The 10,796-nt window shown below is 71.1% G+C and carries 7 protein-coding genes and 1 pseudogene; 5 read left to right on the forward strand and 3 right to left on the reverse strand.

The features are described 5' to 3' along the window. Positions 1 to 217 precede the first annotated feature (217 nt). Positions 218 to 1,663 carry an MFS transporter gene (locus I3F54_RS27245; protein ID WP_240121573.1) on the reverse strand — a complete coding sequence of 482 codons (1,446 nt, stop codon included), beginning with the start codon at positions 1,661 to 1,663 and terminating at the stop codon, positions 218 to 220. A 414-nt stretch (positions 1,664 to 2,077) separates the two neighbouring features. On the opposite strand from I3F54_RS27245, the gene I3F54_RS27250 reads away from it, so the two are divergent. Further along, positions 2,078 to 2,818 carry an SDR family NAD(P)-dependent oxidoreductase gene (locus tag I3F54_RS27250; protein ID WP_240121574.1) on the forward strand — a complete coding sequence of 247 codons (741 nt, stop codon included), beginning with the start codon at positions 2,078 to 2,080 and terminating at the stop codon, positions 2,816 to 2,818. Positions 2,819 to 3,228: 410 nt separating this feature from the next. After that, positions 3,229 to 4,083 carry an alpha/beta fold hydrolase gene (locus tag I3F54_RS27255; RefSeq protein WP_240121575.1) on the forward strand — a complete coding sequence of 285 codons (855 nt, stop codon included), beginning with the start codon at positions 3,229 to 3,231 and terminating at the stop codon, positions 4,081 to 4,083. 235 nt (positions 4,084 to 4,318) lie between these two features. Here I3F54_RS27255 and I3F54_RS27260 read toward each other — a convergent pair whose 3' ends face one another. Both I3F54_RS27260 and I3F54_RS27265 read right to left on the reverse strand, forming a co-directional pair. Beyond that, a complete protein-coding gene (locus tag I3F54_RS27260) occupies positions 4,319 to 4,498 on the reverse strand; it encodes a hypothetical protein (protein WP_240121576.1) in 180 nt (59 codons plus the stop codon). Positions 4,499 to 4,609: 111 nt separating this feature from the next. Then, a pseudogene (locus I3F54_RS27265) lies at positions 4,610 to 4,747 on the reverse strand (undecaprenyl-diphosphatase); the annotation flags it as partial. Positions 4,748 to 4,981: 234 nt separating this feature from the next. Here I3F54_RS27265 and I3F54_RS27270 point away from each other — a divergent pair. From I3F54_RS27270 to I3F54_RS27280, 3 genes are all read left to right on the forward strand, one after another. Further along, positions 4,982 to 5,218, forward strand: a complete 237-nt coding sequence (locus I3F54_RS27270; protein WP_240121577.1) for a hypothetical protein — start codon at positions 4,982 to 4,984, stop codon at positions 5,216 to 5,218. A gap of 223 nt (positions 5,219 to 5,441) precedes the next feature. Then, positions 5,442 to 7,025 (forward strand): ATP-binding protein, encoded by a 1,584-nt coding sequence (locus I3F54_RS27275; RefSeq protein WP_240121578.1) that lies wholly within the window; start codon positions 5,442 to 5,444, stop codon positions 7,023 to 7,025. A 1,240-nt stretch (positions 7,026 to 8,265) separates the two neighbouring features. Then, positions 8,266 to 10,665, forward strand: a complete 2,400-nt coding sequence (locus I3F54_RS27280) for a 2OG-Fe(II) oxygenase (protein ID WP_240121579.1) — start codon at positions 8,266 to 8,268, stop codon at positions 10,663 to 10,665. The last annotated feature ends 131 nt before the right edge of the window (positions 10,666 to 10,796 follow it).

A 10,796-nucleotide genomic window follows, 5' to 3' on the forward strand; every position in this document is an offset into this window, starting at 1 on the left:
CGGACACGCCGGCCGACAGAGGGCCGGGGCGGTGGCACCGGGCGCGCGGCCCTGACGTTCGCGAGCCCACCGGGGTGTGCGTGGCGCGGCGGGACGTGGCGCTGTGCCCGGGGACCGGCACCGGTCCGCCGGACGGACCCGGTGCCGGGCCGAGTGATGCTCCGGGGCGAGCCGACGGCGTTGCGCGCGGAGGGCCACGGCGTTCTCGGCGGCACCCTTACGCGGGCGACCGGGGAGCGTGCTTCGGGGGCATCACACGGGCGGCCACGCTCCCCAGGACCGCCGCGGCGACGGCACTGCCGACGGCGAGCCAGCGCAGCACCTGCTCGATCGCCGTCCCCAGGCCGGTCGCGTCGGCGCGCACCTCGATCAGGGTCGCTGCGGCGGTCACGCAGATGCCCGCGACGCCGATCACGATGGCCAGTTCCACCCCGGAGGCCTGACCGACCCGCTCGGCCGGGACGACCGCCTGCGTACCGCTGCTTCCCAGGGTCCAGCCCATGCCGTACCCGAATCCGGTCAGTACGAGACCGGGTACGTAGATCGCGAGGCTGCCGCCGAGCGACACGAGGAACAGGCCCACCGCACCCACCAGCGTCATGAGGACCATCGTCCGGGGGACGTCGAAGCGCTCGCCGAGCCGTCCCGACAGGGGTGCCGCCACCCCGGCGGCGACGGAGGCCGCCAGGAAGACCATTCCGGAGACGAGCGGCGAGCGTCCTGTCACCTGCTGGAGATAGATCGTGACGCCGTACATGGCGACGACGAAGCCGATGTTGGCCACGGTCGACATCAGGGTGGTGATCAGGAAGGGTCTGTTGCGGAAGAGATCGAGCGCGACCAGCGGCCAGCGCGCCACCCGCTCCCTGAACACGAAGCCGATCAGCAGCAGCACCCCGGCCGCTGCCATGGCCGCCGTGACGGCGGGGCGCCAGACCTGCTGGCGGTCCACCGTCAGGGTCACGGTGGCGATGCCGAGGGTCACCAGGGCCAGGCCCGGCACGTCGATCGAGCGCGGCACCGTGGTGTCGCGGGACTCGCGCACCCCGGCGACGACCATGGCGATGGCGGCGGCACAGGTCGGCACGTTGACCAGGAACACCACGCGCCAGCTCAGCAGTTCCGTCACCCCGCCGCCGAAGACGGGACCCAGCGCCAGGGCCAGGGCCCCGATCCCGTAGGCGTTGCCGATGGCCCGCATCGTCCGCTCCGGCGGGTACGCGTCGGTGATCACGGCGATGGCGAGCGGGAACAGCACGCCCGCACCGATTCCCTGGGCGATGCGCAGCGTGATGATGCTGGACGGAGTGGAGGCCAGGCCGGCACCCAGGGAGCAGAGGGCGAAGACCACGAGACCGATCATCAGCACCCGCCTGCGCCCGAAGATGTCCCCGAGCCTGCCACCCGGGATCAGGGCGGTCGCCAGCGCCAGCATGTAGCCGCTGATCACCCACTGGAGGTCCGTGGTGGTCGTCCCCACGTCCGAGGCCATCCGGGGCAGGGCGAGGTTCAGCGCCAGGAAGTCGAGCTGGACGACGAAGATGCAGAGCGAGGACGCGATCAGCGTCAGCCGGGGATTCGCCGGACGGTCACCGGGTCCGGGGGAGCCCGCGGCCGGGGTTCCGGCGGTACGGGACTTCCGTCGGAGCGGTCCGAGGTTCATGGCGTTCTCCCGTGTACGCGTGTCCTGTCCGTGACCCGGTCGGCACGCCCTCTGCTCCCGCCTGCCGCTGCGGTCTCCGCGGGGACGGCCACGACGGGCCGGGACCTCGGACGGAATGGTCTGTCTTGTGGCTCTTGTCGTCGAGTAGTTGCTTTATACGGGAAAGGACTTCGCCTCGCCCGCCGCCCCGGCCGACCGTCGGGGGGTGTCGCCGGAGAGCCTCGGTGCTGGTCCCGCTTCCGGCGCCGGTGCCGTGCTGCGCCCGATCGGAGCACCGGGCAGCGGGCCGTCGGTGCCGTCGGTGCCGTCGGTGCCGGGGTGGGCCGAACGTGGCCGGCGACAGGCGCGCCCGGTGCATTGCGCAGACCCCGGATGTGATCGATGATCGATCGGTCTTGTTCGAGGGAGGCAGTCATGAAGCGTCTGGTCACGGTCGTCACCGGCGGCAGCCGCGGGATCGGCGCCGCCGTCTGCCGGCGGCTCGCGGAGGAGGGCCACGACATCGTGGTCGGCTACATCCGGGACGCCGAGGCCGCCGAGGGCGTGGCCGGCGCCGCCCGCCGCTCCGGGGTGCGGGCCGTGACCGTGCAGGCCGACACCTCGGTGGAGGCGGATGTCGAGCGGCTCTTCGACACCGCCGAGCACCGCCTGGGGCCGGTGACCGGGCTGGTCAACAACGCGGCGGTGACCGGACCGCTGGGGCGGCTGGCCGACGTCGGCACCGGTGCGCTGCGGCGCGTCGTCGACGTCAACGTGACGGGCGCGCTGCTGTGCGCCCGCAGGGCCGCGCAGCTGATGTCGCCGCGCGGCGACGGGGTGATCGTGAACATCTCCTCCGGCGCTGCCACACTGGGCAGCCCCGGCGAGTACGTCCACTACGCGGCGACCAAGGCCGCCGTCGACACCCTCACCGTGGGCCTGGCCAAGGAACTCGGCCCGGACGGCGTCCGCGTCAACGCCGTCGCGCCCGGGGTCGTCGACACCGACATGCACACGGCGATGGGCGAGCCGGGCCGGGCCCGCCGGATCGGCGCGGAAGTCCCCCTGCGCCGCGCGGGCAGGGCGGAGGAGATCGCCGCGGCGGTGGCGTGGCTGATGTCGCCGGAGGCGTCGTACACGACGGGAGCCGTGCTGCGGGTGTCGGGCGGACGATGAGGATGCGCACCCGGACGCGGGCCGGCGGCGCCGGATTCGGTGAGACTGGTGCCGGGTGGGTCGACGGCCGGGAGCGGCGGCCGGTCCCCGAGTTGTCCGCCGGTCGCTGGTGCCACGGGAAGGGCGAGGACACGGACCGTCCACGGGGCCGCCGGAACCGCTGGTGCGGAACCTGGTCGGACCGGTCGACGAGGCAGTCGGGGCAGCGCCTCCGGGATGCTGCCCCATCCGGCCGGCGATAGGCTGACCGGGCGAGGTCTCCCCGGAGTCGGCCGGCAAGCGCCTCCCACCGGGCCCACGGCTTCCTCCTGCGGGCACTCTCCCGCTCGCTGCCGGGTTCCGGCCTTGCCCCCTCTCCGACGGGCCCGCGTGGATGTCCCTCCCGCCGTGGTCTCACAGAGGGGAACGCGATGCGAACGGTGGAGCTGAGCGACGGCCGCACCCTGGCGTACGAGGACTACGGTGACCCCGACGGCAAGCCCGTCGTGTTCACGCACGGGTTCGGCGACTCGCGTCTCATCAGGAATCCCGACGACGCCCTGACCGCGTCGCTCGGCGTCCGTGTCATCGCCCCGGACCAGCCGGGCGTCGGCGGCTCCTCGCCCAAGCCCGGCCGGAGGATGGCCGACTGGGGGCAGGACGTCGAGGAACTCGCCGACCGGCTCGGTATCGGCGAGTTCGCCGTCGCCGGTCACTCGGGTGGCAGCCCGCACACGCTCGCGATCGCCCGGCACCGACCCGATCGCGTGCCGAAGGGCGTACTGGCGTCGCCCGTCGGGGACTTCGACGACGCCTTCATGCGCAGGCAGCTCGTGCTGAGGGACCTGAAGCTGATCGCGCGGATCCACCGCCTCCACCACCTGCTGCGGTGGGCCAGCAGGACCAATGCGAAGAAGGCCCTGAAGGACGTCCCCTCGTACGTGGAGTCGGTCGCCGAGGAGGACCGCTCCGATGCTGCGACGATGCTGGGCGATCCCGCTCAACGTGCCATGTTCGAGGCCAGTTTCGCTGCGGGCGCGGCCCACGACGGCGAGGGGACCTACGAGATGACCCTCGCCCTGTGGGACTGGGGCTTCGCCCCGGAGGACGTCCGGCAGCCCTTCGAGGTGTTCTACGGTGACGCCGACGACATCATCTCCCCGCGCATGCCCGTGCGGGTCGCCGCGGAGCTTCCGAACGGAACGGCCCACGTCTGGCCCGGTGCCGGACACTACGGCTTCGTCGACCGTGAGCGCTGGACGGAGTTCCTCTCGGCCGTCACGTGAGGCGTGTCAGGTCACGCGCGCGCCCGTCCGGCACGGTTCCCGATGTGCCGGGGAAGCCGCTCGTGGTCACCGCGTGTCCGGCTGCCCGGCGGCGATGGCCGACCTGCCGGAACCGGAGGTGCCGCCGAGGGGTACGGCGGCACCTCGGCGCGCCGCCCGGACCCTCACATCCGCGATCACGTCGAGCGGCCGGAGCGGTCGCCGGCGACGAGGTGGGCGGAGGACCGGAGGAGGCTCAGGCGGCCTTGACGACCCCGCCGCGGACGGCCTCGGCCCACTCGACCACCAGCAGTTCGTACTCCTCCCGTTCCTGGGCCGTCAGCCTGCCGCCCGTGCGCAGCCACAACGCCCTTATCTGCTCGTTCACTTCGGCGGCAGAACGCACGGAACCACAGGGGATGGAATCGGGGGACATGCGGACAAGCCTAGGGGCAAGGGCTGACACTGCGCTACCGGACCGCTACGCAGACCGTATGGAGTCGGTCACGGCCCGGGACGCCGCCCGGCCCCGTGGCCGAACCGTCGGTCAGCTCGCAGACTCCGCCGCGTGCGGGCTCAGCGCACCCACCATCACCAGGCCGATGATGACGACGCCGAGGACGATCCGGTACCAGACGAACGGCATGAAGCTCTTGGTCGAGATGTACTTCATGAACGAAACTATGTCGACGTGTCCTGAGCGGCTTTGACCTGCTGTTTTCCGCCACTTTTCAAGATCGAATAGTAGGGCAGTGGCAGATGGCGCCTTCCAGTGCTCTCTCTCGCTGGCCGCGAAGCGCGGCCACCTGCTTTGCAGCGAATCGGCAATCTCCTGCTCCATGGCCAGGGGAACGTGCGAGTAGAGACCTTCCACGCCGGCGACCTCGCGGCCCATGCGGGTCTCCACGGCGATGCGACTGTGTCGATCTTCATCCAGCCGCTCCTTGCCGCCGTGACGAAGCAGGTACAGCCGCTTTCCCGCGTTCGTGGCCGCGGGGAACCGGCCCCTGACCCGCGGCCAAACTGTCCGACAAGGCACTGGCCGCAGTGCGCGCCCCGGTCGCTCACCAGCCCGGATGAGATCTTCGGCAAGGGCAGGATGCATGAGGCCGACTGGGACGACAACGGTGCCCCGGATGAGCCGATCGGCACGTGAAGAGCTGTGCCGCGGTGACCTGCATGCCCTGGCGGTCGCCGGAGGCGCTCCAGCGGTCACTGCACCCCAGCGGGCGCTGGCCGCGTTTCTGCGTCTGCCCGCCGGGTGATCTCCGCACCGGGGCACCGCTGCTCTGGCACTCGTGCCCGTACAGGGCGGTGTAGCCGGTGGTCGGGTGCACGGTCGCCTCAGGTTGTCGGTGCCGTCGGCTAGCGTGCGAGGTATGCGCTACTTCAATACGGCCGGGCCGTGCGTCCCCACGCGTCACTACATGGTGCCGGCCCAGGAGCGGCTGCCCAGGGCCCGCGGGTACATCGAGCAGGGCCAGTACTTCGTGGTGCACGCGCCACGGCAGACCGGGAAGACGACGGTGCTGGCGGCGATGGCCCGGGAACTGACGGCCTCGGGCCGGTACGCGGCGCTGCACTTCTCGTGCGAGAGCGCGGAGGTGGCCGGGGAGGACTACGGCCAGGCCGAGCTGCTGGTGCTGGAGGCGATTCGGCGGTCCGCGGAGTCCGCTGGGCTTCCTGATGAGCTCGCGCCCCCCGCCTCCTGGCCCGACGCGGTGCCCGGGTCCCGGCTCACGCGGGGGCTGACTGAGTGGGTGCGGAGCTGTCCGAGTCCGCTTGTGCTGTTCTTCGACGAGATCGACGCGCTGCGGGGGGAGAGCCTGCGCAGTGTGCTGCGCCAGTTGCGCGATGGCTTCACTGTCAGCCGTGGCGGCTTCCCGCATGCGGTGGTGCTGTGCGGGCTGCGGGATGTGCGTGACTACAAGGCGGCCTCGGGCGGGGATCCGGGGCGGCTTGGTACGTCGAGTCCGTTCAACATCAAGGTGGCGTCGCTGCGGTTGGGCGACTTCACCGAGGCCGAGGTCGCCGAGCTGTACGGGCAGCACACCACGGAGACGGGCCGGGATTTCACGGTGGATGCGCTGGAGCGTGCCTTCACCTTTACCCAGGGACAGCCGTGGCTGGTCAACGCGCTGGCCCGGGAGGTCGTCGAGGAGATGGGGGTGCCGTCGGACACGCCGATCACGGCCGAGCACATGGAGGAGGCGAAGGAGCGGCTGATCCTGGCGCGTGCGACGCATCTGGACTCGCTGGCCGCCAGGTTGGGCGAGGACCGGGTGCGGCGGGTGATCCAGCCGCTGATCGCGGGCGAGCTGCTCCTGCCGACGGACACGTACGACGACGATCTGGCGTACGTGCGCGACCTGGGGCTGGTCGCTCCGGACGCGCCGGTGCGGGTGGCCAATCCGATCTACCAGGAGGTCATTGTCCGGGTCCTGGGAAACAACACGGAGGGCCAGGTCGTCGCCGCCCCGAGCAGCTTCCGGCTGCCGGACGGCAGGATCGACATGGACAAGCTGCTGTGCTCCTTCGCCGGGTTCTGGCGGGAGAACGGCGAGATCCTGGCCACCGCCTCGACCTACCCGGAGGCCGCAGCACAGCTGGTGATGATGGCCTACCTGCACCGGATCGTGAACGGGGCGGGTTTCATCGACCGGGAGTACGGGGTCGGCCGGCGGCGCGTGGACCTGCTGATTCGCCAGCCGTACACCGCTGCCGACGGTTCGCGGGCAGTGCAGCGCGAGGCGCTGGAGCTGAAGGTGTGGCGCCAGGGCCGCACCGACCCCCTCGCCGAGGGGCTGGCACAGTTGGACGACTACCTGGACCGCATGGAGCTGTCCACGGGCACCCTCGTCGTCTTCGACACCCGCCCGCAGGCAGCCCCGGTCCACGAGCGCACCGCCTTCTCGCAGCAGACCACGCCCTCCGGGCGCACCGTCACCCTGCTGCGCGCCTGACGGCCGGGAGACCTCAGCCAGGAGCGCCCCCCCGGATCTTCCCTCCCGTGGCCGTGTTCCCTGAGCGGCACGGGTTCGGTGCGGGAGCTGGGGGGCTCGACAGCCAGGAATCGCGGCAGATCGGTGCTGACACGTCAGCACCGTGCCAGCACATGAACCCCTGGGGGCGGGCCGCGGCACGTTCTTCGACAAGCGCGCCGACGGCACCTTCGGTCCCGTGGAGGACATCAAGATCGATGTTCCGACACCCCCGAGCAGTGGGACGCCCTGGGCCGCATCAGCGCCCCAGGTAGCCTCGCCTCCGGTGCCCAGAAGGCCGTGGCAGCCGGGGCCGGTCTCTCGACCAGCGATGAGGCGGCAGAGCACCCGTTACCTCGTCCCCGGAACCACGGTCAGGAGTACGCCAACCCTCGTCAGTGTTCCGAACCGTCGTGTGGGGACGGTGGTGACGCGGGCCCTGGAGGTTGCTGCGGGGGCTCTTGATGCTGCGCTGCTCGAGTGAAACGGGTGGCGCGCTGTCGCTCCAGACGGGGTACGCGCAGCGACCAGCGGTCTTCGGCGCGCGTTGGGAAGGTTGCGCCGAAGACCGCATCCAGCTCCAGGCAACGTCAGCACTGTCCCGGCCAAGAGCCCTCAGCCACTCTTACCTACTGACGAGTCAACAAGGTGAGGCGGCGCGCACGCTGTTGAGCTACATGGCCTCACTAGAACTGCCTGGTGGCTTTGTCAGTGATCTCCTTGCCAAGGTGTACATCCTCGACGACGGCGGCCGTGATGCTGGACCGCGGCGTTGCTGGGCGGGGCGGTTCGCGGCATGTATTCCGACTACGGACCGGAACGGCGCGACGGACGATGACGTGAGCAGTCGGCCAGAGGTACGGCTCGCACGACTGGTGGCGGGCGCCCGTCAGTCGTCCTTGGCGATCCGGGATTCCCGCCGCCGCAAGCCGGGCTGTTCGTCGGCGCGGCCGCTCAGAGAGCTCGACGCACGACATCCCCGCGCGTAGGCACCGGGATGGGGTACCGCCTAAGATCCGGCTGAGGTCGATCTCCACAGGGAACAGAACCGTCACCTTGATCACCCCGCTGAACGCCCCACCGGTCCCGGGCCTTCCCTGAAGCTGCGCGGGTGCCCCGGATGTCAAGGCCGTTCTGCCATCTGAGAACAGGGACTTCCAGCAGCGCTAGGGTTTCCGGGACAGAGGGAATGGCACGCTGCCGACCAGGGGAACGAAACACCATGGGACACGGAGCACGAAAGCAACTGGCGAAGCTGCTCGATGCCTCGGAGCGATGCGGGGACTTCAGCACCCGCATCGAGATGTCCGCCCGCGCGCTGCGGATCGAGGTCGACGGCGTCGGGGTGCTGTCCCTGCCGTTGCGCGCTCCGGTCACCAAGAAGCTGATCGCGCAGGCCCGGCAGGCCCGCTTTGGCCGCGGTGAGCAGACCCTGGCCGACACCAGCGTGCGCGATACCTGGGAGATCACCCCGGACCGGATCACCCTGGGCGGCCCCGACTGGGACCGCACCCTGAGCGGCGTCCTCGACGGCGTCCGTACCGCGCTCGGTCTGCCGCCCACCACCGTCCTGCGGGCCGAACCGCACGCGCTGCTCGTCTACGGCAAGGGCCAGTTCTTCCTGCCGCACCAGGACTCCGAGAAGGACGACTCCATGGTGGGCACCCTGGTGGTCTCGCTGCCCTCGCACCACACCGGCGGCGAACTCGTCGTCTCGCACGCCGGCCGGAGCGTCGTCCACCAGGCGTCCCGGGAGAAGCTGACCTTCGCTGCCTTCTACGCGGACTGCCTGCACGAGGTCAAGCCCGTCAAGTCCGGCTACCGCGTCACCCTCACCATGAACCTCCTCGCCGAACGCACCCGCCCGGCCGGCGAGGACGGCGGCGGCCAGGCCGCCGACCTGGCCCACTGCCTGACCGAACACTTCACTGAGCCGGCCGAAGAGCGCTACGCCTACGGCCGCCAGAAAACGGCGCCCCCGAACCGCCTCGTGTACCTCCTCGACCACGAGTACACCCAGCGTGGCCTGGACTGGGACCGCCTCAAGGGTGCCGACGCCACGCGTGCCACCCGGCTCCGCCAGGCCGCCGGGCAGGCAGGCTGCGAGGCGGTCCTCGCATTGGCCGAGGTGAAGGAGACTTGGGACGCCGTACCGCCCTACGACCGCTACGACTACTACGGCGATGTCGAGCACTTCGACGGCTGCGAGGAGGAGGAGTGCGAGGGTGAGTGCCTCCTCGACCCCGACGGGGAGCCCGGGGCCGAGCGCCGCCGCAGTGGCGACTTCTCCGACTACGAGCTGGGCGACCTGATCGACGACGAGATCACCCTCGACTGGTGGACCCGCCCCGACGGCGCCGACGGTGAGCAGATCTCCCTGCCCGTCTCTTACGCCGAGGTGTGCGCCACCACCGAGAACAAGGACCTCACGCCCTACCAGTCCGAGTACGAGGGCTACATGGGCAACTACGGCAACACCCTGGACCGCTGGTACCGGCGGGCCGCAGTGGTGCTCTGGCCCCGGCAACGCTCGTTCGCGGCACGCGCCGAGGCCGGCTCCGAGGGAGCCCTGCGAGAACTCCAGGGCCACCTGGACACTGGGGAGTTGGAGCTGGCGCGTACGCTCGCCCGGTCGCTCGCCCCGATCTGGAAGCATCGCGGTTCGGGCGAAGCGGCCGCTCCACTCTTCACTGCCGCCCTGCACGTCGCGGTGGGACTGGAGGAAGCGGACACCGCCGCGATGCTCCTTGCGCCCTTCGGGGTGGAGACCCTGGGCGAGCGACACGTCCCCGGTCTCGCGGAAGCGGCCGCACGGTACGGGCGGACGTGGTCGCGCGGGGCCGTCGGCAGCTGGTTCGGCCCGGTCGCCGCGTACACCGGGGCGGATCGCGCAGCGTGGCTCGAGTCTCTGCCCGGCCTCTGTGCCGCGCTGCGGACCGCTGACGGTGACGGAGACGCGGTGGCGACACCGCTGGTGGAGGGCGTCTGGCAAGCGGCCGAGCAGCAGCTCACCGGCTGGCTCGACGTGGGCCGCGAGGCGGAGCGCCGCGCGGGCATGGAACGGCTGGGAGCTCCCTTGGCCCGCATCCTGCAGGCGTGCGACCCGAAAACCGCCGGCACGATCGTCACCGCGCTGCGCGGCCTGCCGGACACCGCCCTGGAATGCCTGTTCCCGGCCCTGCGCACCGCGGCCCGCCGACCGACGACCGTACGAGACGGGGCACCCGCGGCCCGCGCCTTCCAGACGCTCGCCGACCACTGCGAGGCCCGGCTCACCGCGGCCGTCACTCGCCCCGTACGCGCGGCGGACGACTGGTCACTCACCCCGGCCGGTACCTGCCGGTCCGGCTGCGGCCTCTGCCCCGACCTCGACGCCTTCCTCACCTCCCGCACCCGTCGGGTCATGGATTGGCCGCTCGCGAAGGACCGGCGCCGCCACATCCACAGCCGTATCGATCTGGTCGGCCTGCCCGTGTCCCACCCCACCCGGCGTCAGGGACGCCCCTACACCCTGGTCCTGACCAAGACGAACGCGGTGTTCACCCGTGAGCAAGCGGCCCGCATCCGCGCCGAGACCGACTTGGCGTGGCTGCGGGAGAAATGGCCCCGGCCCCGCGGCTGAAAGGGGACAGACAAGCCCCGCGGTTCGCGCGCCTGGAACCGGCAGTCCGCATCCGGGACGCGGACGGTAGCTGTCAAGTCAAATGAAACGTATGTGCGACTATGAGTTGTGTTGCTGTGGTTCACGCCGCC

It is taken from the genome of Streptomyces sp. MUM 2J (assembly GCF_022414535.1).
Taxonomy (GTDB): Bacteria; Actinomycetota; Actinomycetes; order Streptomycetales; family Streptomycetaceae; genus Streptomyces.

Excerpts from the sequence above, each read along its gene's own strand:
- I3F54_RS27245 (WP_240121573.1), bottom strand. The coding sequence starts at position 1,663 with ATGAACCTCGGACCGCTCCGACGGAAGTCCCGTACCGCCGGAACCCCG.
- I3F54_RS27250 (WP_240121574.1), top strand. The coding sequence starts at position 2,078 with ATGAAGCGTCTGGTCACGGTCGTCACCGGCGGCAGCCGCGGGATCGGC.
- I3F54_RS27255 (WP_240121575.1), top strand. The coding sequence starts at position 3,229 with ATGCGAACGGTGGAGCTGAGCGACGGCCGCACCCTGGCGTACGAGGAC.
- I3F54_RS27260 (WP_240121576.1), bottom strand. The coding sequence starts at position 4,498 with ATGTCCCCCGATTCCATCCCCTGTGGTTCCGTGCGTTCTGCCGCCGAA.
- I3F54_RS27275 (WP_240121578.1), top strand. The coding sequence starts at position 5,442 with ATGCGCTACTTCAATACGGCCGGGCCGTGCGTCCCCACGCGTCACTAC.
- I3F54_RS27280 (WP_240121579.1), top strand. The coding sequence starts at position 8,266 with ATGGGACACGGAGCACGAAAGCAACTGGCGAAGCTGCTCGATGCCTCG.